We start from the raw sequence: 26,898 nt of genomic DNA, 5'->3' as shown, positions 1-26,898 counted from the left end.
TTTCTCTCATGTCATTGCTTAGTGATTTGATCTATATACGTATAGGATTGTGGCGTACCACCCTTTTGAGTAATCATTGAATTCAACAAGTTAATCACTGATATTAAACGGTCGTAAAATAATTTTTCATCCATATGGCTCATGTTCATATTCAAAATGTCGCGTGCTTCTTTGGGGCTAGTTCCTAATTGAGTTGCGAGCGCTTCTAAACTTAATGATGTGTCTTCATAATGCGCATATAACTCTTGTCGTGTGGTTTGACGCTGTGTTTCAGTCAATAACATAATGAAACCTTCTTTCATGGTGGATTGAATATGTGTGTGTATATCTATCATATGAGCATTAGATCATTGCGTCAATTAGGGAAAACACGCATTTTAGACATCCTGGGTGTCTTAGGGAAGTGTCCGGTTAGACTGCCTCTATGCATTTTTGTGTATTTCAAACGATTAAATTGAGTATATCTATAATACGAATTTTTGTATTTTTCTCACAATTAAGGGTATATTTATATTTAATAGGGTGCGTCGAAAGGTGGTGAACCGATGCAACGAACACAATTAGAACCATTCAAAAATCGCAAAGTGATTGTGACAGGTGTTATCACTGCTGTTGACCATAAAAATAAGTTAGATATGTCTGCGCCTTGGAAACGGAATGTGAGAATTTTATTAAAACATGTTTCTGTATCAGGGATAGACGTTGATCACATATGGTTATATGAACGCGAAAGGTATTTCGATCGTTGTCGCGCATTGATTGGGGAAGAGGTAAAGTTTAAAGCGAAAGTCGTGCCATACGTAAAAGCGCGTAATGGTATTTATATAGAAAATTACGGCTTAGAACGTCGTACCAGTATCGTATCACGAGCAGTGTATGAGCATCGGAATGAAGAATTTGAGGAAAAATACTATGATTATGAGATGGATAATCCATTTAAAGAAGTGATGGAATAATATATGGGTATATCAAACGTTAGAAATGACAAACAACATGTCAAAGATTCATTTATGGTAAAATGGGTAAGTAAAATTTATAATGAACGATATTCTCATAGTAAATAGGTGAAAAACATGGAGCAATGGATTACTGATGTAATGAGCCATTATGGCTACTTTGGCATTTTTCTATTAATATTTGTTGAATATATCTTGCACCCTTTTCCGTCAGAGATTGTGCTTACGTTTGCCGGCTACATGACTACCCGTACGGAAATGAATTTTTGGATTGTATGTTTCATTGCGATTGTGGCTGCTACAGCGGGTTCAGTGGTGTTATATTACATTGGTTTATTAATTGGTGAGGACCGTTTGTATCGTTGGATTGATAAATATGGTAAATATGTTCGAATTAAACGTAAAGATTTAGATAAAACGTCTGCGTGGTTTGAAAAATACGGCCACTGGGCGATTTTATTCGCACGTTTAGTTCCGATATTAAGAACGCTTATTTCTATTCCTGCCGGCTTAACGCGTATGAATATGTTGCACTTTATCCTATTCACAGCTATAGGTACGGCAATTTGGAATATATTCTTAATCACGTTAGGGATGACTTTAGGTGATCATATTCATCAAATTATTCAATATGTGGGTATATATTCTAAAATATTTGTCGTGATTTTAGCTTTAGCTGTCTTATACCTTATCTATCGCTGGTGGCACCGTGGTAAAAAAAGTAAAATCTAATTAAAAAGTTTGTTTCATGTGGAACAACAAAAAATGACCTGAAACGTTAATGTGTAACGTGTCAGGTCTATTTTATATTTGTGGGATATTTTCTATAGCTATAATATGACCATCTTTTACATAAACTTTAATGGTATAGCCATTTTGGTTGTTTTTATCATAATACCAGTAGTGGCCATGGTCTGCATCAGGACGGTTATGAACCGCGATGAATGCATGGTTAGAAACATTGTTAGGTGTCACCAAAACATGATTAACACGGTCGTTACTGTATGAAACGCCAATGTCACCATATTGGTGGACCTTTAAATCGCCAACCTTAAATGTTTTTTCAGCTTTGCCAAATTGCTGTTCGATTTGATTTCGTGTTTGATTAAGTTTAAATCCTTGATACCCTTCAATGCGATTCACATTCATGTACTGTGCACTAAATTCAGGTGATAAAACATTTACATGTTGTAATTTCGTATGAGGCAACGCCTTGTCACTTTTTTTAGGTGTAAAATCAAAGTTTATGTCTGTATTCATAAATCGCATTGCTAAAAAACCAATACTCACTATAACGGCAATAATTAAAAAAGTTATGAAGAAGGCTAAAATTTTGAATAACCATGATGAAGGTTTTTTAGGTGGTGTAGGGGGTTCGAAACGTGAACGACCGCAATGTGGACAAATACGCGTGTACTGTTCAATGGGTGCCCCACAATGTTGACATTGTTGCATGAAATCACACCTTTCTCTCTTTAAGGTTATTATAATGAAATCAATTTATAAATACTAGGAAAGTTTATGATATGACAGGCTTCTGTTCTTTATATTATTAGTAAAAAGTAATGATTATGATTCTCTTTACTCAAATTTATAGTGAAATCAAATTCTGGTTCAAAAACAGTATATATAATACGTTTGTAAACAATAATATTAAGAGGGGTTAGTTACATATGAAAATAGTTGGTAAATTAACGAAAGTTTCACTCGCAAGTTCATTGATTGCCTCATCCATCCTCGGTGTCTCACAAGCAACGTATGCGAAGGCACAAAGTAAACAAAATCAAGCGCAAGACAAAGTCGCTATGTATGGAAATACAAAAAATCCTAAAAATGTGATTTTTATGGTGGGAGATGGAATGGGACCATCGTATAATTCAGCGTATCGTTATTTCAAAGATAATCCTAATACAAAAGAAATGGAAAAAACGGCATTTGATCACTATTTAGTGGGAACACAACGTACAAACCCAGACGACCCTAAAGAAAATATTACAGATTCTGCTGCTGGTGCCACTGCATTTAGTTCGGGTCATAAAACATACAACGGTGCAATTGGCGTGACGCCAGATAAAAAACCTGTTGAAACAGTTCTTGAACGTGCTAAATCTCAAGGAAAATCAACAGGACTAGTTTCAACGGCAGAAATTACAGATGCGACACCAGCGGCGTACGCTGCACACATCGATAGTCGTGATAAAAAAGATGAAATCGCAAAACAATTTTATAATGACCGCATTAACGGTAAGCATAAAGTGGATGTATTACTTGGTGGTGGCGCCAAATATTTTGGGAAAGAAAACGGGGATATTGATAAAAAGTTTAAAAAAGATGGATATGATCTTGTTAAAAACAAACAACAATTAGCTCACTCTAAAAAAGATCAAGTGCTCGGTCTTTTTGCAGATAAGAATATGCCGCTACAAATTGATGCACCAAAACAAAATCCGTTATTATCTGATATGCAAGATGCTGCATTGAGTAAGCTCTCTAAAAATAAAAAAGGATTTTTCCTTATGGTAGAAGGCGCATCGATTGATAAACAAGGTCATGCGAATGACATTACAGGTGTTATGTCAGAAATGTCAGGCTTTGAATCAGCTTTTGAAAATGCGATGAAATATGCGCAAAAACATCCAGAAACATTAGTTGTTGCGACTGCAGATCACTCCACGGGTGGATTGACAATCGGTAAAGGAAAAGATTACAAATGGGATCCAAAAGCAATCCAAAGTATGAAACATTCAGGCAAATGGATGGCAGAAGAAATCGCAAGCGGTAAAGATGTGACGAAAACAATTCAAGCTGGATATGGGTTTGACGTGTCTAAATCGCAAATTAATGTGATTCAAAAAGAAGCCGATGCGATCAAAGGTTTAGATGAGAAAAAAGATAAAGGCAAATATGAGGCGCAACTTCAAAAACTGCAAGATGCCATTCAAAAACCTATTAATGACCAATCTCACACAGGTTGGACAACATATGGACATACTGGAGAAGATGTGAACACTTATGCCTATGGTCCGGGTTCTAATCAGTGGCAAGGTAATATAGATAACACTGAAAATGCTACACAAATTTTTGATTTCTTTGGCAACAATGTTAAGAACTAATTGTTTTTGAACAAAAGTAAATACATCTCATTATCTGTATAGTTGAGACGTTTAGATTATGCATATCATGTATGATTTAAACGTCTTTTTTTATTTGATGTGCGCCTAACATCCGATGTTTTTGCGTAATAATAAATAAAATAAATATAAAACAATTATTAAGAGAAAATGGTTTGGCATTTACTTTATTTTAATGAAAACCTAACTGTAGCTTTAAAATCGCACTCTACAATGACTATGAATTAAATTTTGATGTAGAGGAGTTAAATACGTAGTGAAATATAGAAAACAGTTATCAAAAGTGACATTAGCGAGTACCCTTGTGGCATCATCTCTATTAGCGACAACACCAATGGTGAGTGCAAATGAAAATAATACAGCCCATAAACAACAATCAAAAGAAGAAAAAGCATCTGTCTATGGTAATACTAAAAATCCTAAAAATATCATCTTTATGGTTGGTGATGGTCTAGGGCCAAGTTATAATTCAGCGTATCGTCATTTTGCAGACAATCCTAAAACGAAAGAAGTGGATAGAACAACATTCGATGATTATTTAGTAGGTGCTCATCAAACACACCCTGATGATCCAAAAGAAAATATAACTGATTCTGCTGCGGGTGGTACAGCATTTAGTACAGGTGTGAAAACATATAATGGTGCTATCGGTGTAGACACCAATAAAAAAGACTTAGAAACAGTCCTCGAACGTGCTAAAACGAAAGGGAAATCTACAGGTTTAGTGTCAACTGCTGAAATTACCGATGCCACACCAGCGGCATTTGCAGCGAATGTAGATAATCGAGATAAAAAGAATGAAATCGCTCAGCAATTTTATAATCAACGCATCAACGGTCACCATAAAGTTGACGTATTGTTAGGTGGCGGATCTCAATATTTCGGTAAAGAAAACGGCAATTTAGATCAAAAATTTAAAAAAGATGGATATGATGTTGTCACAGATAAACAGCAATTAGCGACTTCTAAAAAAGACAAGGTTCTTGGCTTATTTGCAGAAAAAAATATGCCATTACAAATTGATGCGCCTGAAAAAAATCCATTACTTGTCGATATGCAAAAAGCAGCATTAGATAAACTTTCAAAAAATGACAAGGGCTTTTTCCTTATGGTAGAAGGTGCGTCTATCGATAAACAAGGACATGCAAATGATGTGACAGGTGTCATGTCTGAAATGAAAAGTTATGAGAAAGCATTTGAACATGCCATTCAATATGCCAATGAACATCCAGATACGTTAGTCATTTCAACAGCGGACCATTCAACAGGTGGTTTATCGATGGGGAAAGATGGCGAGTACAATTGGAAACCAGAACCCATTCGTCAAATGAAACATTCAGGACGTTGGATGGTAGAACAAATTGAAGCAGGTAAAAGTGTAGAAGAAGCCATTAATGCAGGATATGGTTTTGAAGTGAGTAAAGAAGACATGAAGAAAATGAAAAAAGAAGCTAAAAAGTTAAGTAAAATCAATAAAGACAAAGATAAAGAAAAATATGAACAACAGCTTCAAAAGCTTCATGAGACCATCCAAAAACCAATCGACGACAAATCTTTAACAGGTTGGACGTCAACGGGCCATACAGGTGAAGATGTTGATATTTATGCGCACGGACCAGGCGCTGAACATTTCCGAGGAAATATCGATAATACTGATAACGCCAAGAAAATGTTCGAAATGATTGGAGATAAATAAAGCAGATTAAACAATGCCCCGCTTATATGAGGGGCATTGTTTTTATAGTTGAGTAAATATTGAGGGCTTACAATCTTAAAGGTTACTCCGCTTCTTTAATATCTTCTAATATATTTTCAAAGTCTATATCTTTCTCTAAAAAAGAAGATGTTGTAGGAAGGATTTGGTGAAATTGTGTACAATTTTGGATTTCAACGCGTACATTTATCGTTTCAAAGTCTAGAACATGAACTAAAAATGTCTGATCTTGTGATAAAAAATGCGCGTGAAAACCGCCTGAACCTACACCATGGTAATAGTCTGGTGTATAAAATGCGATAATCGTACCTTCTACTTGATTGCATTGATATTCAGGTTGTTGACGTGCGGATTCAACTAACTTTCTATACGGTGGATCTTGCTTTGGCATGACACGCCCATGCATGTGTTTAAAACGACCACTGATTTTAACAACTGAAAATAAATTTTTACTCCGCATCATTTGACGAATTTTCTCATACAGCGTTTTTTCATTATCTTGTTGACTATGAAATGTTGAGTCGGCATGAAAATCAACCATATTAGCGTAGGGAAGGCGTGCATCATCCGTTAAAATGCGTACTTTTTCATCTGTAGCACTAATGTGATACGCGATACCATCTTGTATCATCACTTCTCCATCACCACCTTCTAACGTCCCAATTCCATAATTGCCATAGCGTAACATCTCACCGATAGAAGTTGTTCCCTCGAGTGCACCTGTCATAATTACGCCTAATGTACCATGTTGATAAATCGTATGTGAAAGCATACAAAGACACCCCTTCAAAGTTTCATATATTTTATTATACCTCTATTTAAATTCCTATTTTTAAACAACTTGTGTCATTTCAACATTTTATGAGATCATTTATAATAATATTAACGTTTTGAAAAAGGGGCTGTATGTCAATGAAAAAACAAATTCCAGTTGTGGGTGCAATCTATATTAGTCCTTATTACGTTTTTATTTTAGTAAATAAAACTATGATATATTTAATATAATCCAAATAAATGAGGTGAAGCGGATGGTTAAGATTAGGCGTAAAGCACTCAAAGATATTCCAGAAATCGCGAAAATCCATTACGTATCATATATACATACGTATAAAGGGATTTTGCCAGAAGCACATCTAGAGGATCAAACAGAAGCAGGTTATCTCAAGAAACATCAAATGTTTAATACAGATTGCCTTATAGCTGAAGTGGACCACCAAATTGTAGGTTTTATTATGTATGGCCCTTCAAAAGATGACGATTTAAAGGATACTTTTGAAATTTATACGATTTATCTTTTGCCGGAATATCAACATAAAGGTATTGGAACAGAGTTAATGAAACATGCTGAAGATGATATGAAATCATATGTTAACAAGTGTTCACTTTGGGTCGTTGATATGAATTTTGATACCATTCAATTTTATGAAAAACATGGTTATCAATTTGATGGCGAAGAAATTGAAGATGAAGGATTTAGAGAACAACGTATGGTCAAAAAGTTATAGTATTTGAGGATGTGCGTGACATATTTTTAATGGGGTGACACATGAAAAGGATATTTTTGCCTTATGAGTGGTTGGCATTTATTCTTGGAACGATTATTTTAATGATTCTATGTTTAAACATGCTCCAAATCATTCAATTTAATTTATCGATAAAATTTATCTTGCAAGCGCTCATTATTTTGACTATAGGGGTTATTTCTATACGTACGAGAAAGTGGCTCGGCATTTTCTCGTTAATTGTTGGCGTTTTGCTGTTAATCATATCTTTTATCAGTTATTTGCAATAAGTACATTTACTTCACGAATGATGTAGATGTGCTTTTTTATTTCAACATTTACATTCAATGAGTGGGATGATTGATCAATAAGGACGTGTCCATCATTGTTGCCGTTAAACATAACAATGTAATCTAAATTAATTGAGAAATAGCCAAGATTAAAAATAAAATTTTTGTCGTGAATATCACGCAATAAGTAACAATCGATTATACAAGAATCGTTTTGTGTAAAGTGTATTTTTGTTAAAAGTATGCTTCTGATTTTCACTTAAAATGTCATTTTTAAAATGCAGTAACATAGTAAGTCTATAAAACACAAAAATGAAAACCTTAAAAATTCTAAAATCAACTTAGAAAACACATTATTTACAAATAAATAAATATTCACGTATAGTGCATAAAAATCCAAATTTTAATTTGTTAAGTAAATTCTTAACGTTCTTTATGTAGTTAATTAAGGCGTTTTGACAATATTCTTCTAATGAGGATGTTATATATATTCATTAAGTTGTCACAAAGTAATTGTATGTAATTTGCATTAAAATGAATTATTAGATACCCTAAGGCATGTATTAAGACGAAACACATCTGTAGATTTTCAGCAAGAAAAGCAATGTAATTGATTCAATACATAAAGGGGGAGCTTCTATTGCTTCGAAATCGGAAAATGATAGATTGGGTCGTTTTTATAGGGACAGCATTAGCACTTTTACTTACTGTCATTCCTATGATGGTCTTTCCTGACCAAAGTCGATCTGTCGTCATGGCAATGAATGATTTTGTAACGTCTAAACTTGGGGCACTATATCTAGTCCTCGGCTTAACTATATTTGGGTTTGTTTTATATATCGCTTTTGGTAAATACGGCTCAGTTACACTTGGCCGTGCAAGTGATAAACCAGAATTTAGTGATTTTGCATGGGCTTCTATGCTCTTTTGTGCTGGTATTGGCTCGGATATTTTATATTGGGGCGTGATTGAGTGGGCCTATTATTTCCAAGGACCACCATTTGGCGCAAAGCCAATGAGTGAAGAGGCTCTTGGGTATGCGACAATGTACGGTATGTTCCATTGGGGACCTATCGCATGGTCGATTTACGTGTTGCCAGCGTTACCTATTGGATATCTTGTATTTGTTAAAAAGCAACCTATATTTAAAATTAGCCAAGCATGTCGACCTATTTTGAAAGGTCAAACGGACAAATTTTTAGGTAAACTTGTTGATATTTTATTTATTTTTGGATTAATGGGTGGTACAGCCACGTCATTCGCTTTAGGTGTACCAATGATTACAGCAGGTTTAGAAAAACTTTTTGGTCTTGATGGGCACAGTATGGTTGTTAAAAGCATCGTTTTATTATGTATTACAGCGGTATTTGCCTATAGTTCATATCAAGGTTTGAAAAAAGGAATACAGTTATTAAGTGACTTAAACGTATGGTTATCGTTTGTGTTACTCGCGTTTGTTTTCATTGTTGGACCTACCATTTTTATTATGGAAACAACGGTAACGGGCTTTGGAAATATGATGAAAAATTTCTTCCAAATGGCAACATGGCTTGAACCGTTTGGCGGTATTGGCGGTAGAAAAGAGACGAATTTCCCACAAACATGGACAATATTCTATTGGGCATGGTGGATTGTCTATGCGCCATTTATTGGTTTATTTATCGCTCGTATTTCTAAAGGTCGTACTTTGAAAGAAGTGATTTTAGGAACAATTGTATACGGTACATTTGGATGTATTTTGTTCTTTGGTATTTTCGGAAATTATGCTGCATATCTTCAAATTTCAGGGAAATTTGATGTAGTTAAATATTTAAATGCACATGGTACAGAAGCAACAATTATTGAAGTCATTAGCCAATTACCATTTTCAACAGTTGTTGTTGTTTTATTTATTATGTCTGCGTTCTTATTTTTAGTGACAACATTTGACTCAGCATCCTACATTGTCGCAGCAGCGACACAAATGAAAGTTGATGGGGAGCCGTTCAAATGGAATCGTTTATTTTGGGCATTTGCGCTCTGCTTACTACCGTTCTCACTAATGTTAGTAGGTGGGGAAAAAGCACTTGAAATTCTACAAACAGCCTCAATTGTCGCCGGTGTTCCGTTAATTGCGATTTTCGTCATTATCATGGTTTCGTTTATTATGATTCTTTCTAATGATCGTATCGCATTACAAACACGCGCAGAACGGTTTAAAAAGATTGAGCGCCGTTCGTTACGTATTGTCCAAGTCTCTGAAAAGAAAGATGATGAAGACGATGATAATTTATAAATAAGTGGAGGGGCGGATCCCTTCATCAAATGAGACAAACCTAACTTAGATAAAGATAGGTTTGTCTTTTTGTATGGTGTTGAATTAATGTCTTGTATTTTCATACGCATAAAAGTGTGGAGATGTGTTATTCCATATTTTTTACCAACGACAATGACGTTATTCGTATCTCAATAATTAGCACAAAAAACTGCCTACAAAGCGCTATGCTTTGTAGACAGTTTAAAATGTAAAGTTCTTCAGATTATTTATTTTTCCGTTTCTTGAGGGTCTGGAATTGGATAATGTTCGAAAATTTCACCTGTTTTAATTGCATTACTGATATTTTCTAACCAGTGGTAATAGACACGAGAATGGGCCATGTGTGTTTTAATCTCTTCTGCTTCTTCTCGTGTAGCTTCATCAACATCATCCGCTGCTAAGATGTGGTCAATAATGGCTTCTGCTTCTTTAACTGCTGCAAAGTTTACCGTATACTCACGTTGCCATTTTTTTGTGAAGAAATTACTGAAAAAGTCGAAAAAGTCTTTTTCTGCTTCAAAATGTTGTTTGCGACTTCCTCGCGTAAATCGTTGTTTCACGACATCTAACTCTTGTAGTTTTTTGACACCTGCACTCATACTTGGCTTACTCATTTGGAGTTCTTGTCGCATTTCATCCAAAGTCATGCTGTCTTTAAAAAGCATGATGCCATATAAATTACCAACACTACGGTTAATGCCATATAAATCCATCGTTTCTGCAATAGAATTAATCACTATGTCTTTCGCTGTTTCAAGTTGTATTTCATAAGATTTTGTTTTTTTCATGACAGCACACCTCCAATTTGCACGTTATATTTTATCACGATTTAAGTGCATTATACCCATAAAATTAAAGAAATTAGAAATATTTATTACTTTTTTAACAAACTGAGATTAAAAGAGCGTCACATGAAAACAATAGCCGGTGCATAATTTAAATTCATTTAAGCTTAAAACCTATGGGGTAAGTAAAAAGTATGAAGATTGACAAGGCATGTTGGTAATGTTAAAGTTTACTTTGTGAAATTCGTTAAACAAAAACTTAACAAACTTAACGGAGGGTCGTTTGATGGAATTTGTGAAACAGTTATCACGTCGTCAATATATTGATGGCGAGTGGGTTGAAAGCAGTAACAAAGCAACACGTGAAATCATCAATCCTTATAATCAAGAAGTCATTTTAGAAGTGGCTGAAGGTACAACTGAAGATGTTGAACGTGCTATTTTAGCAGCACGCCGTTCATTCGATGAAGGGGTTTATGCGGATGAAACAGGAGATGTGAAAGGTCAAAAAGTGCGTGCAATTGCAGACAAAATTAAAGAACATCGTGAGGAACTTGCACAACTTGAAACGTTAGATACAGGTAAAACGCTAGAAGAATCTCGTGCTGATATGGATGACATTCATAACGTCTTTATGTATTTTGCTGGTTTAGCGGATAAAGTGGGTGGCGAGATCATTAACTCTCCAATTCCTAATACGGACAGTAAAATCGTTAAAGAACCTGTGGGCGTTGTGACGCAAATCACACCTTGGAACTATCCATTACTACAAGCGTCATGGAAGATTGCACCCGCACTTGCGACAGGATGTTCCATTGTCATGAAGCCAAGTGAAATCACGCCATTAACGACAATTCGTGTATTTGAATTAATGGAAGAAGTCGGCTTCCCTAAAGGTGTCGTAAACCTAGTACTTGGTGCAGGTTCAGAAATTGGAGACATCATGTCAACGCATAAAGATATCGATCTTGTTTCATTTACCGGTGGGATTCAAACAGGTAAACGCATCATGAAACAAGCAGCAGATCACGTTACGAACATAGCGCTTGAACTTGGGGGAAAAAATCCAAATGTCATTTTTGACGATGCTGATTTTGATTTAGCGGTAGACCAAGCCTTAAATGGTGGGTTATTCCATGCTGGTCAAGTTTGTTCAGCAGGTTCACGTATTATCGTGCATAACGACATTAAAGCAGATTTTGAAAAAGCACTCATCGAACGTATTAAAAACATTAAAATGGGTAACGGTTTTGATGAATCAACAGAACTTGGACCATTAATTTCAGCGGCACACCGCGACAAAGTTGAAAGCTATATGGCGATTGCTAAAGAAGAAGGTGCGACGATTGCGATTGGTGGAAAACGTCCAGAGCGTGACGACTTGAAGAACGGTTTCTTCTTTGAACCAACAGTGATTACAGATTGTGATACATCTATGCGTATCGTTCAAGAAGAAGTATTTGGACCGGTTGTCACAATTGAAGGTTTTGACACTGAAGAAGAAGCCATTCATCTCGCAAATGATTCTATCTATGGTTTAGCAGGGGGCGTCTTCACAAAAGATATCGGTAAAGCCAACCGCGTTGCGAAGAAAATGCGTATGGGTACGGTTTGGATCAATGACTTCCATCCATACTTTGCGCAAGCACCATGGGGTGGCTATAAGCAATCAGGTATTGGCCGTGAACTTGGTCACGAAGGTTTAGATGAATATTTAGAAACAAAACACATTTTAATGAATACAAACCCAGAACCAATCGGATGGTTTGGTAAAAACAACGCATAATTTGAAGGAGGCAATTCACTCATGAGTAAAGCGTACGACAAAATGTATGATTACATTATTATCGGAGGCGGAAGTGCAGGTTCCGTTTTAGGTGCACGTTTAAGTGAAGATAAAGATAAAAAGGTACTTGTATTAGAAGCAGGGCGTAGTGATTACCCTTGGGATTTACTCATTCAAATGCCAGCTGCATTAATGTATCCATCAGGTAATCGTTTATATGACTGGAAATATGAAACGGCCGAAGAACCACACATGGGTGGTCGTAAAGTGTTCCATACACGTGGTAAAGTACTCGGTGGTTCAAGTTCTATCAATGGTATGATTTATCAACGTGGAAATCCATTAGATTATGAAAAATGGGGTAAACCTGAAGGTATGGATACATGGGATTATGCGCATTGTTTACCATACTTTAAACGTTTAGAAACTGCATTTGGTGCAGATAAAGATGATCCAATCCGTGGCTTAAATGGTCCAATAAAATTACGTCGAGGCCCAGCAGACAACCCATTGTTTGAATCATTCTTTAATGCGGCAGTAGATGCTGGTTATCATAAAACAAAAGACGTGAACGGATATCGCCAAGAAGGTTTCGGACCTTTTGATAGTCAAATTCATAACGGTCGTCGTGTGTCTGCTTCACGTGCATACTTACGTCCGGCGATGAAACGTCCGAACTTGACTGTGAAAACACGTGCATTTGTAGAAAAACTTCATTTTGATGGCAATCGCGTAACGGGCGTATCGTTCAAACGAAATGGCAAATTGCATAAAGTATTAGCGCAAGAAGTCATCTTATCTGGTGGTGCGATTAATACACCACAATTATTACAGTTGTCTGGTATTGGTGATTCTGAACACTTACGTTCTGTGGGCGTTGAACCACGTATCCACTTGCCAGGTGTGGGTGAAAACTTCGAGGATCATTTAGAAGTGTACGTACAACATAAATGTAAAGAACCGGTATCAATGCAACCAAGCTTAAATAAATTAAAAATGCCATTTATCGGTATTGAATGGTTAACACGTCGTACGGGTGCTGCGGCAAGTAACCACTTTGAAGGTGGCGGATTCGTACGCTCAAATGACAATGTGAAATATCCAAATTTAATGTTCCACTTCTTACCGTTAGCAGTACGATATGATGGCCAAAAAGCACCAACTGCACATGGTTATCAAGTTCATGTGGGACCTATGTATTCAAATTCACGTGGATATTTAAAAATTAAATCAACAAACCCATATGAAAAACCAGAATTTGTCTTTAACTATTTATCTACGCCAGAAGATAGACAAGAATGGGTTGAAGCGATTCGCGTTGCACGAAACATTTTAAAACAACCATCGATGGACAAATACAATGGTGGCGAAATTTCACCAGGACCTTCAGTTCAAACAGATGAAGAAATTTTAGATTGGGTACGTCGTGATGCTGAAACAGCATTACACCCATCTTGTAGTGCGAAAATGGGACCAGCCTCAGACCCAATGGCTGTCGTTGACCCACTAACAATGAAAGTTCATGGTATGGAAAACTTACGCGTGGTTGATGCGTCTGTCATGCCTACAACAACAAATGGTAATATCCATGCGCCAGTTTTAATGTTAGCTGAAAAAGCTGCAGATATTATTAAAGGGGTAAAACCTTTAGAGCCTGAATATGTTGATTACTATGTTCATGGTGAATCAGATCCTAAAGCTGGGGCAATCGAATAAAAATAACACGCTTGACCTATCATTGGTCGAGCGTGTTTTTATTTTCCTTTATAGGAATGACGATTGCGCCGTCTTCTGGCACCCCACATAAGAGCGGTGTGGATAAATCATGAAAAAGTGTATACAAGCCGTATGCGCAAAGTAAGGCGTCCAATTGATCTTCGATATGCTTTTTCGTATGGCGTGTCAAGTTAGTCCAATCAATGTTTTTTAACGAGTTGCACCCGTATAAAGTATATGGACCTTTTTGAGATAACAAACAGTCGCACAATGTTTGAAGGCCTTGAATGAATTGATTGAAAGAGACATGGCGTTTTTGTTTATATCGAAAAGGAAAGTATTCAGGAAACAAGCCACAGGTTATTGAAGTAGGAAAGGTTTCTATGACATGTGTCTTTGTTTTAGATAAATGTAAAGTTAAATCTGGATATGCTTCTTTTAGCGCGTATAACAAAATTTCTCCCCGTATCTCACCATACGTATTCTTTAAAAAGTGACGATTGGCAATAAAAGCGTATTGGCGATAACCATGGATTTTCGTTTTCATGAGTAGTCTTTCGGCCTCACGAGCGCCAGTCTCATTTTTTACGATAAGCGAGGCGTCGATACCGATACTCAGAGGTGGATGATATGACGTTATGATGCGTATGATGTCTTCGATGGAATAACTATCGGCGCAAAGGGTTAACACTTCACCGGATTGGCTTAACACACATATTCCTGTCTCTTTATGTGGTGTCCACGCTAAATCAATACCAATAAAAATCATCACAATCACCTATTTCATTTATATTAATTTGAGTCACTGTAAACTTAACATGAGATTAATACTAAAATCATGTTAAAAAGTTAGAATATTATTGAATGTAGTTTTGTTAGGAATAAGACATGACACATATTTTAAATGTGATAGGGGGAAAACCAATGCGATATCATCCAGATGCGCGCTACTCAAAATGTGAGAAATCAAATTGTGAATTTTGTGGGAATCAGGACGCCGATATCACAGCAATGTCATCTGCCAAACGGTGGTTATGGGTGATAGGCGTATTGATGATAGTATAGATTCTCATCGTTTCTGTATTTATGGTGCGTTTAATTTATCTATCACCTACACATGCAGATGAGAATAAGAAAGAAATACATAAAGTAAATACGTCTATTAATGTATTAAGTTCATCCTTTAGCCAAGAATTTATGCATCATGCTCATACGGGTTCATATGATGGCATTCACGTCGGTATGGCACAACGTGAGGCGCAAAAGATGTTAGGTGAACCTTCATCAAAAATACGCATTGATACTAAAGAGGTTTTCATCTATGGCAATATCGGTATTCATTACGACAATCGTATTGTGTCGAATTTGTACATCGTACCACAACTTGTCACAACAGAGGCATTTTTAAACGTACATGGTCCCCCTACGTTAAAAAATAATCACTATTGGTACTATGATGATGATGAAAATAATGCGCATACCATACGCGTGTATGTTGAAAATAACAATATTAAAGCTATAGAAAATATCCCACAAATTTAAATATAGAAACCATTTTTAAAGACATGTTTCGGCATGTCTTTTTTTATAAATCATGTATTGACTTCTAAAGACACTCTAGTATAATGATACACTATATAGTATAAATATAATTTATTCTGTATAAACATTCGAAAAAGAGGACGTGGTTTAGATGGGACGTACACAACAACATTAAAACAAATTACTGATTTTAAAGGGAAAAGCTTTCTAAAAACGATTGATTTTTCGAAAGCAGAACTTGAAACACTCATTGATTTTTCATTGGAGCTGAAGCATAAGAAAAAGCATCAGTTACCACATCCTTATTTAAAGGGGAAAAATATCGCATTACTTTTCGAGAAACCTTCAACTCGAACGCGTGCTGCATTTAGTGTGGCTGCAAAAGATTTAGGTGCACAAGTCGACTATTACGGTGAAGGTGATTTTCACCTAGGTGCGAAAGAATCGATAGCGGATACTGCACATGTGCTAGGACGTATGTATGACGGTATTGAATTTAGAGGGTACAAACAAAGTGACGTAGAAACATTAAGTCAGGCGTCAGGTGTTCCTGTTTGGAATGGATTAACAGATGAATGGCATCCAACCCAAATGATTGCTGATTTTATGACTTTGAAAACACATTTTGGGTCATTAAAGGGCAAAACGTTAACGTATGTAGGTGATGCGGCAAACAATGTCGCACATGACTTATTAGTCACAGGCGCTATTCTAGGGGTGAATGTACATATAGCGGCACCGTCATCATTACAACCAAGTACGGCTGTACAACAATTGGCACAAACGTATGCACAAGAAAGTGGTGCGCAACTATGCATAACAGAAAATATTAAAGAAGCGGTACAACATACGGATGTCATTTATACAGACGTATGGTTATCGATGGGGGCAGATACGTCAGAATGGGGGGCGCGTATTGATGCGTTATTGCCATATCAAGTGAACGCTCACATGTTGGCTTTAACAGAAAATCCTGATACGATTGTGATGCACTGTCTACCTGCTTTTCATGATTTAGAAACACAAACAGCTTTAAAAATACATCAACAATTTGGGCTTGAAGCAATGGAAATCACAGACGATGTTTTTCATGGCGCACAATCAGTTGTATTTGAGCAAGCTGAAAATCGATTACACTCGATTAAAGCGATACTCGCCGCTACATTAGGAGATGTATTTTAAAATAAATGATAGATTTTGAAGGAGTCGGACATGTGTTGTCTGACCCTTTTTTTAATGAAATTTTTAAAATAAAAGTTGTTCAAATCTCAATAACTTAAGTATAATATTATTAAAGTTTAATATAGATAGGGGATATCAACGGTGAAGTGGCTCAAATACATAGTGATTGGAATCATCATCATCATTATTCCAATCATCCTTCTTAAATTTATCTGGAGTAACGTTGAAACAGCTGAAAATAATTTTCAAAATGAATTATCAAGTCAAGTGCAAAAGCAACTCGATTTTTACCCGACGCGTCGTTTAGAAACATTTTTTGATAGAGAAGGGCAACGAGATGCCTTCTTTTCAAAAGATGACAAAGGGACATGGGTGATTCGAACAAGTATCTATAGAAAGGTAAACAACGGAAAGACTCCGATTTACGAGTCGATATGCCTAGATGTAAATCGTAATAATAAAACAATTACAGGAACATATGAACTAGATTACAGAACAGGTGATGATTCATTTCATACCGAAAAAAGTAAGGAAGTTCCGATTGAATACAAAGGTGGTCAATTACGTCCAACTAAGAAAGTGCCTCCCGAAATCGAGAAGAATATTAAAAACGTTAAATTGCTTATACAACATGGCGAAAAAATAGATATAAAAAAAGCAAAACATGTAGAATTTTCTGGTACAGAAAAAAATAATAATTATAAATTTAATTATGATCTTCCTGACAATGATCCGAATTTGAAGTTATTATCTGATTGGTACCAATATAAATTTAATAAATCATCTCAACTAGAAATCGATGAAATTGGAAATAACGATGATAAAAATAAGGATGTTTGGCATATCAATTATGTCGGCGAGGATGAGGCCACGATGTCCTATAATGAAACCATTCATTTTGTTCGAAGTAAATCAAACTGAAAAGAAGCTAAATAACCGATGTCACATATAAATGTGAATCGGTTATTTTTATAACTCAATTGGTATTCACCAAGTTTCAATATTAGCGCGCTCACCTTTAAAGTTGTTTTTTGTTTGATGACGTTCGGCAAGTTTAGCTTCTACGTCATCAATTGAAACACCTTGTTCTTGCCATAATACGGCTAGGTGATATAACAAATCGGCACTTTCTTCAATGACTTCTGATTGATTGTTGTTCATCGTCGCAATGACAATTTCAAACGCTTCTTCACCAAATTTTTTGGTGATTTTTTCACGACCTTGTGTCATCAAGTAATGCGTATATGATGCCGTGTCAGTTTGTTTCAATCGTTGTTGAATTGCAGTTTCTAATTGTTTCAGATGAAAAGGTGCCGGCGTATTAAAGCAACTTTGAGTGCCTTTATGACATGTGGGCCCTTCTGGGTTTACAAATAATAAGAGGGTGTCTTGGTCACAGTCTAAATGCATATCAACGACACGTTGGATATGACCAGATGATTCGCCTTTTTGCCATAAGCGTTGTTTAGAGCGTGAGTAAAACCAAGCGACACCAGTGTCAATCGTTTTTTGGAATGCTGTTGCATTCATGTACCCCAACATAAGGACTTGGTGTGTTTCAGCATCTTGTAATATCACAGGGAGTAAACCTTTTGAAAAATCGGGATTTAATGCCATCGTACAGGGACACCTCCTTCATGTAGTGCACGTTTAATCTCACGAATTGTTGTTTCCTTATCGTGTAAAATACTTGCTGCAAGTCCTGCTGAAACGTGAGTGCGTGTAAATAAATCAGTAAAGTGCTCGGCATGCCCACCGCCACCTGATGCGATGATTGGAATATTAACACGTTTGGCAATGCCATTTAAATGATCGATGTCAAAGCCTTGTTTCATACCGTCAAAGGCCATACTTGTTACAAGTAATTCTCCTGCACCAAGTGCCTCAACTTCTTTCACCCAATCATATACACGCTTGGATGTGCGTTTTTTACCCCCATGTGTACAACAAAAGTAATCATTTTCGATTGGATCATAATCACTATCAATGGCGATACAAATACATTGCTTGCCGAATTTTTCGCTCGCTTGATGAATTAAATCAGGGTTATTTAACGCAGCGGAATTCAGTGAAACTTTATCTGCACCATGTTGTAAAACATGGGAGATATCCTCTAATGACGAGATACCGCCACCGACGGTTAAAGGGATAAAAAGTTGTTCTGCGGTGCGTCGTATGACATCCAATGTTAAATCATGACCTTTTACAGTTTTAGATATATCTAGGAATACGAGTTCATCGGCACCTTCCGCATTATAGTATAGCGCGAGTTCAACAGGATCTCCGATATCGCGTAATTCTTTAAACTGAACGCCTTTAACGACACGACCATCTTTGACATCTAGGCAAGGAATGATGCGTTTTTTTATCATGACAATCCCTCCCAAAAATCAGAGTGATGTGCAGCTTTACCAACAATAGCAGCATGAACTCCGATGGCTTCTAATTGATGTAAATCGTCTTGGTGTCGTATGCCTCCTGAGGCGATGATGGGAACATCGACTGCTTCAACAAGCTGTTCAGTCGTTTTAAAATTAGGGCCTTTTAACTTCCCATCTTTTGAAATGTCTGTATAAATGATACCGCCTATGGGGAAAGTTGCGATGTCTTTAGAAAAGTCAATCAAATCGAGAGCGGTCTCTTCTAACCAACCGTTTATTTTAATATTACGACCGTAAGCATCAACGGATACATATAGTTTCCCGGGAAATAATGTGCTCATCTCTTGGATCCAACCGATATTTTGAATGGCCTGTGTGCCAACGATGCAGTAATCAACTCCTGCATTAAAATAGGCGCGTAACGTCTTTTCATTACGAATGCCTCCACCAACTTCTACGGGTTTGTTGCTTCGCTTGATGAGTGTTTCTATATAGGCGGCTTCTGTCGCAGTTTGTTGTTTTGCACCAATTAAATCGACGATGTGAATACGATCTACGCAAGTATATTGATTATAAAAATCGATGCTTTCTTCAGCCGTACGGGACATTTTTTTTGATGTCGCATACTGTCCTTCTGTTAATCGCACGCTTTGTCCATCGATTAAATCAATGGCGGGCCATAGTTTTATCATATTTCCAACCTCCCTCTAGCGCTTGTTTTAGAATGTTTAAACCGTCATCACCGCTTTTTTCTGGATGAAATTGAATGCCAATATAATGTTGATGTTGAACAATCGCTGGAATTTGAGCACCGTAATCGGCATAGGCAATGACGCTATCAGTCATTGGCGCTTGAAAACTGTGAATAAAATAAACATCTTGATGAAAGCCTTCAAACGAACTGTGTAACGTGTTCCAACCTAGATGAGGTACAGTGTAAGATGTCTGAATCGCTTCAACCTTGCCAGGAATTAGGCCAAGTCCATTGACGTGACCTTCAGCACTCCAGTCATACAACAGTTGCATGCCTAAACAAATACCTATCATCGGTTGTGTCGTCGTTTTTAAAAAATAATCGAGTTGATGGCGCTGGATGGTAGTCATGGCATCTTTAAAATGACCGACACCTGGTAAAATGAGCACATCAGCTTGTTTTAATAACACAACATCACGTGTTAAACATACCTCATATCCTAAATGTTCAATCGCACGTTTGACGTTTAAGACATTGCCGAGTCCATAATCTACAATTGCAATCATTCGATCACTCCTTTTGAAGAAGGGACGCGTGCATCGTTTGTAGGTGTGAGTGCTTGTTTAAACGCACGTGCAAATGCTTTAAATATGGCTTCAATTTCATGATGTGTATTGCCTTGATGAAGTAAATCAATGTGTACAGTTAGGCGCGCATTAATGACCAGTGCTCTAAAAAATTCTTCCACCAATTCAGTATCGAATGTGCCCACTTTTTCTTTACTAAATGATGCGTTGAAATAGAGATAGGGGCGTCCGCTAATGTCGACCACGGCACGCGCAAGTGTCTCATCCATCGGTAAGTATTGTGTGCCGTATCGTTCGAAATGCCGTTGTTCTTTAATCATCTGTAAAAACAATTGCCCGAGGACAATCCCAATATCTTCCGTCGTGTGGTGATCGTCTACCCAAGTATCACCGTTGACATCGATGTGAAGCCCGATACCGCTATGAAAACTGAACAGTGTCAACATATGGTCTAAAAATCCAACACCTGTCGCAATATGACTGTCAGCAGATTGTGCGATCTCTATGGCGATTTTCGTTTCTTTCGTTTCACGTTTCATTTGATACGTCATATTGCTCACTCCATTCTTTTACAATACGTTCGAATTGATCTAGTGCTTCATTTGTTACGATGGAATAGCGCACACATTGCGCCATCGCTTTTTCTGATTCAGCGTTATAAAAGCGGGGAAGGAAGCCATGATTTTTGACATAGTTTCCTAGCGCAATTGCTGCAGTGCCTCTTGTGAGCACAAAATTGGTATCACTTGGATAAACCGTCATCCATGAAGACGCATAAGTTTGTAAAATGGTTTTAAGTCGTGTACTGAGATGGCGTTGATGTGCAATGAATGCGTCCGTATCGGCGCGTTCATTAAATAGGTGTTGACCGACTTTTAAAGTGAATTCACTCATTGGATATGGATGTTCGATCTGTTTCACGATATCAATGGTTTCTTTGGTGCTCATTAAGACGCCTAGGCGAAGTCCTGCAATTGCGAATGCTTTTGATAATGTCCGCATACGTAAAAGCTTTTCTGTCATGTCTATTTTAAGTGGTTTTGAAAATTCGACATACGCTTCATCTACTACGAGATAACCGTCGTGTTGCGACACGGCCTCTAGCATACGAGCGACTTCACTTTCATTAAATCGATAACCTGTTGGGTTGTGTGGGTTACTAAAGATGAAGAAACTCGGGCGTACTTCATGAATACGAGCAACGATGGCATCAATTGAAAAAGTTAAGTCATCGTTTGCGTCAACATAGGCTATAGGGCGTTGAACTTGTCGTGCGTAATCTTGATACATAAAGAAATCTGGATGTAAAGCGAGACAAGGCCCTTTGGGCATCGCAATCATCAACTTTTGAATTAAATCATCAGACCCATTACCGATACAGAGTTGCTCGGTGTCAAGGTTGCCATAATACCTAACGTAAGCCGATTTAAAAGCGTTATAGGCCTCATCCGGATAGAGATGATAGGCACATTCATCTAATAACGCGTGCATCGTTTGCCTTGAAATAGGTTGGATGGGACTTTCGTTTTTATCCATGTGAATCATGAGTGTCACCTCTTTTTTCTTATTAATAATGAACGTTGATGATTATAGAGTGCTTCATCTTGAGCAAGTAATACCGCATCGTGATAGGTATGGTCGTACGTCTCTTTAGAAAGTTGAATGACCGTATGTTTTGTTAAAAAATCATTGACGCTTAAACCATGTTGAAAACGTGCTGTACCATTCGTAGGTAAAACATGACTCGGTCCAGCGATATAATCCCCCATAGCTTCAGGCGACCAGCGCCCTAAAAATAAGCTTCCGACATAATGAATATACGGCACGTATTGTTGTGGGGACTTAGTTTGTATAGATGCATGTTCTGGTGCAATATCATTTAAAACGCGACAGCTGTCTTCAAAACTTTCTGTATGAATTAAGTAATGATGATGCTGCATACTTTCGGTTAAAATGGCCTTTCGCTCAGCGTAAGCGATTTTCGTTTGAATATGACGTTCAAGGCGTTGGAGTAAAGCTTTATCTTCTGAAATTACGAAAGTGCGCGCGAGTTCATCATGTTCTGCTTGTGCAAAAATATCATACGTAATGTCATCTAAATCACAGGAAGTATCGATAATGATCGCAATCTCACTCGGACCAGCAATTTGATCGATACCGACTTCACCGTAAACATATTTTTTTGCATAAGCTACATATTGATTGCCAGGGCCCACGATTTTATCAACTTTAGGGATCGTTTCCGTACCATACGCCAGTGCTGCGATACTTTGGGCGCCACCGACTTGGAAAACACGTGTCACGCCAGTAATCCAACAAGCAGCTAACACACTTTGAGCGATGTTGCCATTTTGGGATGGGGTAACGACGATGATATCTGATACACCAGCGACTTTGGCAAGGGTGGCTGTCATGAGTACTGTTGAAGGATAGCTTGCTTTGCCACCTGGTACATAGATGCCTACCCGTTCTAATGGGTGGTATGTTTCGTACATATCATTTGTAGCGTCCCCATCGTTATATCGTATTTGAGATTGATATTGTGCAATACGTGCATAGCTATGTTCAAGAGCTTGGCGTAATTCAATATCTAGTGTGTCATAGGCCTCTTTGAGCATGTGTTGAGGGACTTCTAGTGAAGTAGGCACATGTCCATCGAATGCCTTTGTGTAAGCGACTAATGCGCGATCACCTTCTTGTTTAACACGCGTACATATTTCTGCGACAGCCGTGTGGATTTGAGCATCAAAAGGTGCTGTGTTATGCAATTGTTGTAAAAATGATTGTGCGTCAAGAATCAATGCGTGACACCCCCAAGTGTTGAATAAATGCATCTATTTCTTTTGAAACTTTAAAAAAGCTTTGCCGATTTGTAATGAGTTGTGCTTGAATATCTTGAATATGTTCTTTTTCAACTAAACCGTTGGATTTCAATGTGTTGCCTGTTTGAACGATATCGACAATGGCATCCACCATACCTATGACGCACGCAAGTTCAATTGAACCTGATAATTTGATAATAGAAACATCGCGACCGGTTGCTTTAAAGTATGTTGCTGCGGCATTAGGATAAGAGGTTGCGATTTTTTGATAGGTTTGCGTGCCTTCGAAAGCTGCGACTGCTAAATGACAATGGCCGAAAGGGAGGGCAAGCAATTGATTGACGTCATAGGATGCCTCCTCTAATATATCGCTTCCGGTAATACCAATATCAGCATTGCCTTGTTCGACATATTTGGGGACGTCAGATCCTTTAACGAATAAAAATCGATAGTCTTGCGTGACAAGTTGTAACGCACGACCGCGATGGTTGAGTTGTGTGGCAAGATTTGTATTTCCATTATTTTCTAAAAAAGCAATGAAACTTTTCATAAGTCGTCCTTTGGCGAGCGCTATCGTGAGCATACACTATCCTCCTTTTCATCGAGTGTGAGTCCAAGTCCAAACCCTTTAAGACCATCGTGATAAAAGCCACCGGATAATACTTTGCCGCTAGACAAGTGGCTTTTAATAAAGGTCCCCTTATAATAAGACCGTGGTGGTTGTGGTGTTATATCAAGATGAATGTTCGTGATTCCTTCTTGTTTTAAGAAGGTCGTCCACCGCGTTAAACTTTGTAAAATACGATGGTCTTCAGGATATAACGTGTGTAATTTATCTAATTGTGCATCTGTAGGTGTATTGAGCAGTTGAATGAGTGGATGTGAGACATTCAAGTAAGTTGCGAGTGCTGACATATTACGTTGTTCTAATAAATTTAATAGCGTACGATCTTCAGCTTTTGCTCCTAATAAAAGGTGTATCAACTCAAAATGACCGAGTACAACGTAATCAATCTGGTCATGTAAGACGGACTCGATATAAGATTTGAAAAATTGGTATGCAGATTGAATATGTTGAATGGTCGGTTCGTAACATTCTAGTCCAAGATGTGTAGCAACCTCGTGGTGTCTTGCGATAGGCCCACTATAAGCAATTAAATCGTGATGTCTTTGATAAACGGCATAATAGCGTTTCAATTGATCTGTAAAGTCATTACGTAAGGCATAAAGCGTCGTTTCATTTTGCCAAACTGAACGCTCTTGCATTTGCGTCAAATCATCTTGAGACAATTGCGTCCAATGTAATGCTTCAATAAAGTCTGTATCGATAATCGCAAACCCTTGTTTTTCAGCACGTTGTAAAAATTGAAGTTCATATAATTTTTTCTGTATGACAGCATTTGTCATAAATCCACCTCGCTTTTACTCTCTACCATGTTAAAGTGTTTTTAAAATGATGTTTCCATACTAGCACGGAATAAATCTAAATTCAATGATTTTTCTGAAAAATTAAAATAGTTGAGGTTCTTCTGGTATAAAGATACGTATGTAGACACGGTTTTAGAAAGTATAAATAATCGTTTTTTAATGGGTCACATTGTATAATACATATGATGAAACAAAGAAAAAGGAGCAATTCTTATGAATTTTGAAAAATATATTGATCATACACTATTAAAGCCGGAATCGACACGCGCGCAAATCGACAAGATTATTGACGAAGCGAAAAGCTATCACTTTAAATCGATTTGTGTGAATCCTACACATGTTGCGTATGCCCATGAGAAATTGGCAGATTCAAATGTCTTAGTGTGTACGGTTATTGGGTTCCCATTAGGTGCGAATACACCTGAAGTGAAAGCGTTCGAAACGACGAATGCCATTGAGAATGGGGCTGATGAAATTGATATGGTGATCAACATCGGCGCATTAAAAGATGGTCGTTATGATGATGTTCAAAAAGATATTGAAGCGGTCGTGAAAGCTGCACAAGGTAAAACAGTTAAAGTCATTATTGAGACGACATTATTAACAGATGACGAGAAAGTGAAAGCATGTGAACTCGCGAAAGCTGCACACGCGACATTTGTGAAAACATCGACAGGTTTTGCAGGTGGAGGCGCTACAGTCGCAGACGTGAAGTTAATGAAAGAAACAGTAGGCGATGCACTTGAAGTAAAAGCGTCCGGCGGTGTACGTAACTTAGACGATTTCAAAGCAATGGTTGATGCCGGTGCGACACGTATTGGTGCGAGTGCAGGTGTTCAAATTATGCAAGGTTTAGAATCCGATTCAGACTACTAAGCAAGCATCAGACAAAAGGAGGGGTTACAATGGCAACATTTAACCGCGTACATTTAATCGTAATGGACTCTGTGGGAATTGGTGAAGCGCCAGATGCCCACAAGTTTGGAGACGAAGGGTCTCATACACTCCGTCACACATTAGAAGGTTTTGGCCAAACATTACCCAACTTACAACAACTGGGTTTAGGTAACATTGATGACTTACCGGTCATCGACCGGGTAGACCATCCGATGGCGTACTATCATAAATTAAGCGAAGCGTCTGTCGGTAAGGATACGATGACTGGCCACTGGGAAATGATGGGCTTAAATATTATGCAGCCGTTCAAAGTGTATCCAAACGGCTTCCCAGAAGAACTCATTCAAGACATCGAAGCGATGACCGGACGTAAAGTCGTTGCGAATCGCCCAGCATCAGGGACACAAATTATTGATGAGTGGGGCGAACATCAAATGAAGACGGGAGACTTGATTGTCTATACATCGGCAGACCCTGTGCTTCAAATCGCAGCGCATGAAGACATCATTCCTTTAGAAGAACTGTATGACATTTGTGAAAAAGTGCGTGAACTGACGAAAGATCCTAAATATTTAATTGGGCGTATTATCGCACGTCCATACGTAGGTGAGCCAGGTAACTTTACGCGTACAAGTAACCGTCATGACTATGCGTTAAAACCATTTGGCGCGACGGTCATGAATGCTTTGAAAGATGACGGTTATGACGTTATTGCGATTGGTAAAATTAATGACATCTATGATGGCGAAGGGGTCACTGAAGCTGTCCGTACGAAAAGTAACATGGACGGTATGGACCAATTAATGAAAATCGTCCAAAAAGACTTTAAAGGTTTAAGCTTTTTAAACTTAGTCGATTTTGACGCATTATATGGTCATCGCCGTGACAAACCAGGTTATGCCCAAGCGATAAAAGACTTTGATGAACGCTTGCCAGAGCTATTAGGAAACTTGCGAGAAGATGATTTACTCATCATTACGGCAGACCACGGCAACGACCCAACGGCAGAAGGTACAGACCATACACGCGAATATATTCCAGTGTTATGGTATAGTCCGAAATTTAAAGAAGGCCGTGCATTAGAAACTGATACAACGTTCAGTTCTATTGGCGCCACGATTGCGGATAACTTTGGTGTCAAAGCACCAGAGTATGGTCGCAGTTATTTAAAAGATTTAAAATAAAAAGC

The 26,898-nt window shown here is 37.6% G+C and carries 29 protein-coding genes; 15 read left to right on the top strand and 14 right to left on the bottom strand.

Annotated elements, in window-relative coordinates:
- Positions 1-11 precede the first annotated feature (11 nt).
- A complete protein-coding gene (locus GJE18_RS10700; RefSeq protein WP_103346255.1) occupies positions 12-284 on the bottom strand; it encodes a DUF2316 family protein in 273 nt (90 codons plus the stop codon).
- A 261-nt stretch (positions 285-545) separates the two neighbouring features.
- Here GJE18_RS10700 and GJE18_RS10695 point away from each other — a divergent pair, with 261 nt between their 5' ends.
- Together GJE18_RS10695 and GJE18_RS10690 are read left to right on the top strand one after the other, a co-directional pair.
- The gene (locus GJE18_RS10695) at positions 546-956 is read left to right on the top strand and encodes a hypothetical protein (RefSeq protein ID WP_085622846.1); all 411 of its coding nucleotides are present in this window, start codon (positions 546-548) and stop codon (positions 954-956) included.
- A gap of 117 nt (positions 957-1,073) precedes the next feature.
- Complete coding sequence (locus GJE18_RS10690; protein WP_060551885.1) at positions 1,074-1,688, top strand: DedA family protein; 615 nt, start codon at positions 1,074-1,076, stop codon at positions 1,686-1,688.
- Between the two features lie 72 nt (positions 1,689-1,760).
- On the opposite strand, the gene GJE18_RS10685 is transcribed toward GJE18_RS10690, so the two are convergent.
- Positions 1,761-2,411, bottom strand: coding sequence for a zinc ribbon domain-containing protein (locus GJE18_RS10685; RefSeq protein WP_107368623.1), 651 nt, complete (start codon positions 2,409-2,411; stop codon positions 1,761-1,763).
- A 218-nt stretch (positions 2,412-2,629) separates the two neighbouring features.
- Here GJE18_RS10685 and GJE18_RS10680 point away from each other — a divergent pair, with 218 nt between their 5' ends.
- Positions 2,630-4,069, top strand: a complete 1,440-nt coding sequence (locus GJE18_RS10680; RefSeq protein ID WP_107368622.1) for an alkaline phosphatase — start codon at positions 2,630-2,632, stop codon at positions 4,067-4,069.
- Positions 4,070-4,343: 274 nt separating this feature from the next.
- The gene (locus GJE18_RS10675) at positions 4,344-5,783 is read left to right on the top strand and encodes an alkaline phosphatase (RefSeq protein WP_107368621.1); all 1,440 of its coding nucleotides are present in this window, start codon (positions 4,344-4,346) and stop codon (positions 5,781-5,783) included.
- Positions 5,784-5,865: 82 nt separating this feature from the next.
- Here the strand turns inward: GJE18_RS10675 and budA are convergent, their stop codons facing one another.
- Positions 5,866-6,573, bottom strand: coding sequence for an acetolactate decarboxylase (budA, locus tag GJE18_RS10670; protein ID WP_107368620.1), 708 nt, complete (start codon positions 6,571-6,573; stop codon positions 5,866-5,868).
- Positions 6,574-6,829: 256 nt separating this feature from the next.
- Between budA and GJE18_RS10665 the strand changes: the two genes are divergently transcribed.
- The 3 genes from GJE18_RS10665 to GJE18_RS10655 all read left to right on the top strand — a co-directional run bounded on the left by GJE18_RS10665 (position 6,830) and on the right by GJE18_RS10655 (position 9,868).
- Positions 6,830-7,306, top strand: a complete 477-nt coding sequence (locus GJE18_RS10665) for a GNAT family N-acetyltransferase (RefSeq protein WP_107368619.1) — start codon at positions 6,830-6,832, stop codon at positions 7,304-7,306.
- Positions 7,307-7,347: 41 nt separating this feature from the next.
- Positions 7,348-7,593: a hypothetical protein gene (locus GJE18_RS10660; protein WP_133173697.1), complete on the top strand. Its 246-nt coding sequence runs from the start codon at positions 7,348-7,350 to the stop codon at positions 7,591-7,593.
- A 658-nt stretch (positions 7,594-8,251) separates the two neighbouring features.
- A complete protein-coding gene (locus GJE18_RS10655; RefSeq protein ID WP_060551879.1) occupies positions 8,252-9,868 on the top strand; it encodes a BCCT family transporter in 1,617 nt (538 codons plus the stop codon).
- A gap of 248 nt (positions 9,869-10,116) precedes the next feature.
- On the opposite strand, the gene cudC is transcribed toward GJE18_RS10655, so the two are convergent.
- On the bottom strand, positions 10,117-10,677 hold the full coding sequence (gene cudC, locus GJE18_RS10650; RefSeq protein WP_107368617.1) for a choline uptake/conversion transcriptional regulator CudC: 561 nt from the start codon (positions 10,675-10,677) through the stop codon (positions 10,117-10,119).
- Positions 10,678-10,960: 283 nt separating this feature from the next.
- Between cudC and betB the strand changes: the two genes are divergently transcribed.
- Positions 10,961-12,460 (top strand): betaine-aldehyde dehydrogenase, encoded by a 1,500-nt coding sequence (gene betB, locus GJE18_RS10645; protein WP_060551877.1) that lies wholly within the window; start codon positions 10,961-10,963, stop codon positions 12,458-12,460.
- A gap of 21 nt (positions 12,461-12,481) precedes the next feature.
- Entirely contained in the window at positions 12,482-14,176 is a 1,695-nt protein-coding gene (gene betA / locus GJE18_RS10640; protein WP_107368616.1) for a choline dehydrogenase, read from the top strand.
- Positions 14,177-14,195: 19 nt separating this feature from the next.
- Here betA and GJE18_RS10635 read toward each other — a convergent pair whose 3' ends face one another.
- Complete coding sequence (locus GJE18_RS10635; protein WP_107368615.1) at positions 14,196-14,945, bottom strand: DUF429 domain-containing protein; 750 nt, start codon at positions 14,943-14,945, stop codon at positions 14,196-14,198.
- Positions 14,946-15,100: 155 nt separating this feature from the next.
- On the opposite strand from GJE18_RS10635, the gene GJE18_RS10630 reads away from it, so the two are divergent.
- The 4 genes from GJE18_RS10630 (at position 15,101) to GJE18_RS10615 (ending at position 17,821) form a co-directional block, all read left to right on the top strand.
- Positions 15,101-15,241 carry a hypothetical protein gene (locus GJE18_RS10630; protein WP_165886150.1) on the top strand — a complete coding sequence of 47 codons (141 nt, stop codon included), beginning with the start codon at positions 15,101-15,103 and terminating at the stop codon, positions 15,239-15,241.
- Between the two features lie 21 nt (positions 15,242-15,262).
- Positions 15,263-15,718, top strand: a complete 456-nt coding sequence (locus tag GJE18_RS10625) for a hypothetical protein (RefSeq protein WP_165886149.1) — start codon at positions 15,263-15,265, stop codon at positions 15,716-15,718.
- Between the two features lie 180 nt (positions 15,719-15,898).
- A complete protein-coding gene (argF, locus tag GJE18_RS10620; protein ID WP_085622969.1) occupies positions 15,899-16,900 on the top strand; it encodes an ornithine carbamoyltransferase in 1,002 nt (333 codons plus the stop codon).
- Positions 16,901-17,041: 141 nt separating this feature from the next.
- Entirely contained in the window at positions 17,042-17,821 is a 780-nt protein-coding gene (locus tag GJE18_RS10615; protein WP_157951744.1) for a Csa1 family protein, read from the top strand.
- A 66-nt stretch (positions 17,822-17,887) separates the two neighbouring features.
- Here GJE18_RS10615 and hisIE read toward each other — a convergent pair whose 3' ends face one another.
- From hisIE to GJE18_RS10570, 9 genes are read right to left on the bottom strand one after another with little or no spacing between them, the layout of a single operon-like run.
- Positions 17,888-18,517 (bottom strand): bifunctional phosphoribosyl-AMP cyclohydrolase/phosphoribosyl-ATP diphosphatase HisIE, encoded by a 630-nt coding sequence (gene hisIE / locus GJE18_RS10610; protein WP_107368613.1) that lies wholly within the window; start codon positions 18,515-18,517, stop codon positions 17,888-17,890.
- Positions 18,508-19,272 carry an imidazole glycerol phosphate synthase subunit HisF gene (hisF, locus tag GJE18_RS10605; RefSeq protein ID WP_107368612.1) on the bottom strand — a complete coding sequence of 255 codons (765 nt, stop codon included), beginning with the start codon at positions 19,270-19,272 and terminating at the stop codon, positions 18,508-18,510. The genes hisIE and hisF overlap by 10 nt, the downstream gene beginning before the upstream one ends.
- On the bottom strand, positions 19,269-19,973 hold the full coding sequence (gene hisA / locus GJE18_RS10600; protein ID WP_085622976.1) for a 1-(5-phosphoribosyl)-5-((5-phosphoribosylamino)methylideneamino)imidazole-4-carboxamide isomerase: 705 nt from the start codon (positions 19,971-19,973) through the stop codon (positions 19,269-19,271). Before hisA ends, hisF begins: the two co-directional genes overlap by 4 nt.
- The gene (gene hisH, locus GJE18_RS10595; RefSeq protein WP_085622978.1) at positions 19,948-20,541 is read right to left on the bottom strand and encodes an imidazole glycerol phosphate synthase subunit HisH; all 594 of its coding nucleotides are present in this window, start codon (positions 20,539-20,541) and stop codon (positions 19,948-19,950) included. The genes hisA and hisH overlap by 26 nt, the downstream gene beginning before the upstream one ends.
- Positions 20,538-21,113 (bottom strand): imidazoleglycerol-phosphate dehydratase HisB, encoded by a 576-nt coding sequence (gene hisB / locus GJE18_RS10590; RefSeq protein ID WP_085622980.1) that lies wholly within the window; start codon positions 21,111-21,113, stop codon positions 20,538-20,540. The genes hisH and hisB overlap by 4 nt, the downstream gene beginning before the upstream one ends.
- On the bottom strand, positions 21,091-22,107 hold the full coding sequence (locus GJE18_RS10585; RefSeq protein ID WP_060551866.1) for a pyridoxal phosphate-dependent aminotransferase: 1,017 nt from the start codon (positions 22,105-22,107) through the stop codon (positions 21,091-21,093). The genes hisB and GJE18_RS10585 overlap by 23 nt, the downstream gene beginning before the upstream one ends.
- A 5-nt stretch (positions 22,108-22,112) precedes the next feature.
- On the bottom strand, positions 22,113-23,360 hold the full coding sequence (gene hisD / locus GJE18_RS10580) for a histidinol dehydrogenase (RefSeq protein WP_171509156.1): 1,248 nt from the start codon (positions 23,358-23,360) through the stop codon (positions 22,113-22,115).
- Positions 23,353-23,967: an ATP phosphoribosyltransferase gene (hisG, locus tag GJE18_RS10575; protein WP_107368610.1), complete on the bottom strand. Its 615-nt coding sequence runs from the start codon at positions 23,965-23,967 to the stop codon at positions 23,353-23,355. Before hisG ends, hisD begins: the two co-directional genes overlap by 8 nt.
- Positions 23,955-24,791 (bottom strand): ATP phosphoribosyltransferase regulatory subunit, encoded by an 837-nt coding sequence (locus GJE18_RS10570; RefSeq protein ID WP_085622985.1) that lies wholly within the window; start codon positions 24,789-24,791, stop codon positions 23,955-23,957. The genes hisG and GJE18_RS10570 overlap by 13 nt, the downstream gene beginning before the upstream one ends.
- A 234-nt stretch (positions 24,792-25,025) precedes the next feature.
- Between GJE18_RS10570 and deoC the strand changes: the two genes are divergently transcribed.
- Together deoC and deoB are read left to right on the top strand one after the other, a co-directional pair.
- Entirely contained in the window at positions 25,026-25,688 is a 663-nt protein-coding gene (deoC, locus tag GJE18_RS10565) for a deoxyribose-phosphate aldolase (protein WP_165886148.1), read from the top strand.
- A gap of 29 nt (positions 25,689-25,717) precedes the next feature.
- Positions 25,718-26,893, top strand: a complete 1,176-nt coding sequence (deoB, locus tag GJE18_RS10560; protein ID WP_107368972.1) for a phosphopentomutase — start codon at positions 25,718-25,720, stop codon at positions 26,891-26,893.
- The last annotated feature ends 5 nt before the right edge of the window (positions 26,894-26,898 follow it).

It is taken from the genome of Staphylococcus agnetis (assembly GCF_011466855.1).
GTDB lineage: Bacteria > Bacillota > Bacilli > Staphylococcales > Staphylococcaceae > Staphylococcus > Staphylococcus agnetis.
This window is presented reverse-complemented; position numbering and strand designations above follow the sequence as displayed.

Bases quoted from the DNA above. Each gene is read 5' to 3' on its own strand.
- hisB (WP_085622980.1), bottom strand. From the start codon at position 21,113: ATGACGTATCAAATGAAACGTGAAACGAAAGAAACGAAAATCGCCATA.
- GJE18_RS10570 (WP_085622985.1), bottom strand. From the start codon at position 24,791: ATGACAAATGCTGTCATACAGAAAAAATTATATGAACTTCAATTTTTA.
- GJE18_RS10680 (WP_107368622.1), top strand. From the start codon at position 2,630: ATGAAAATAGTTGGTAAATTAACGAAAGTTTCACTCGCAAGTTCATTG.
- GJE18_RS10685 (WP_107368623.1), bottom strand. From the start codon at position 2,411: ATGCAACAATGTCAACATTGTGGGGCACCCATTGAACAGTACACGCGT.
- GJE18_RS10655 (WP_060551879.1), top strand. From the start codon at position 8,252: ATGATAGATTGGGTCGTTTTTATAGGGACAGCATTAGCACTTTTACTT.
- hisG (WP_107368610.1), bottom strand. From the start codon at position 23,967: ATGCTCACGATAGCGCTCGCCAAAGGACGACTTATGAAAAGTTTCATT.
- cudC (WP_107368617.1), bottom strand. From the start codon at position 10,677: ATGAAAAAAACAAAATCTTATGAAATACAACTTGAAACAGCGAAAGAC.
- hisIE (WP_107368613.1), bottom strand. From the start codon at position 18,517: ATGGCATTAAATCCCGATTTTTCAAAAGGTTTACTCCCTGTGATATTA.
- GJE18_RS10635 (WP_107368615.1), bottom strand. From the start codon at position 14,945: ATGATTTTTATTGGTATTGATTTAGCGTGGACACCACATAAAGAGACA.
- GJE18_RS10690 (WP_060551885.1), top strand. From the start codon at position 1,074: ATGGAGCAATGGATTACTGATGTAATGAGCCATTATGGCTACTTTGGC.
- GJE18_RS10700 (WP_103346255.1), bottom strand. From the start codon at position 284: ATGTTATTGACTGAAACACAGCGTCAAACCACACGACAAGAGTTATAT.
- GJE18_RS10660 (WP_133173697.1), top strand. From the start codon at position 7,348: ATGAAAAGGATATTTTTGCCTTATGAGTGGTTGGCATTTATTCTTGGA.
- budA (WP_107368620.1), bottom strand. From the start codon at position 6,573: ATGCTTTCACATACGATTTATCAACATGGTACATTAGGCGTAATTATG.
- GJE18_RS10695 (WP_085622846.1), top strand. From the start codon at position 546: ATGCAACGAACACAATTAGAACCATTCAAAAATCGCAAAGTGATTGTG.
- hisA (WP_085622976.1), bottom strand. From the start codon at position 19,973: ATGATAAAACTATGGCCCGCCATTGATTTAATCGATGGACAAAGCGTG.
- hisH (WP_085622978.1), bottom strand. From the start codon at position 20,541: ATGATTGCAATTGTAGATTATGGACTCGGCAATGTCTTAAACGTCAAA.
- GJE18_RS10665 (WP_107368619.1), top strand. From the start codon at position 6,830: ATGGTTAAGATTAGGCGTAAAGCACTCAAAGATATTCCAGAAATCGCG.
- GJE18_RS10585 (WP_060551866.1), bottom strand. From the start codon at position 22,107: ATGATTCACATGGATAAAAACGAAAGTCCCATCCAACCTATTTCAAGG.
- hisF (WP_107368612.1), bottom strand. From the start codon at position 19,272: ATGATAAAAAAACGCATCATTCCTTGCCTAGATGTCAAAGATGGTCGT.
- deoC (WP_165886148.1), top strand. From the start codon at position 25,026: ATGAATTTTGAAAAATATATTGATCATACACTATTAAAGCCGGAATCG.
- GJE18_RS10625 (WP_165886149.1), top strand. From the start codon at position 15,263: ATGGTGCGTTTAATTTATCTATCACCTACACATGCAGATGAGAATAAG.
- deoB (WP_107368972.1), top strand. From the start codon at position 25,718: ATGGCAACATTTAACCGCGTACATTTAATCGTAATGGACTCTGTGGGA.
- GJE18_RS10630 (WP_165886150.1), top strand. From the start codon at position 15,101: ATGCGATATCATCCAGATGCGCGCTACTCAAAATGTGAGAAATCAAAT.
- betB (WP_060551877.1), top strand. From the start codon at position 10,961: ATGGAATTTGTGAAACAGTTATCACGTCGTCAATATATTGATGGCGAG.
- betA (WP_107368616.1), top strand. From the start codon at position 12,482: ATGAGTAAAGCGTACGACAAAATGTATGATTACATTATTATCGGAGGC.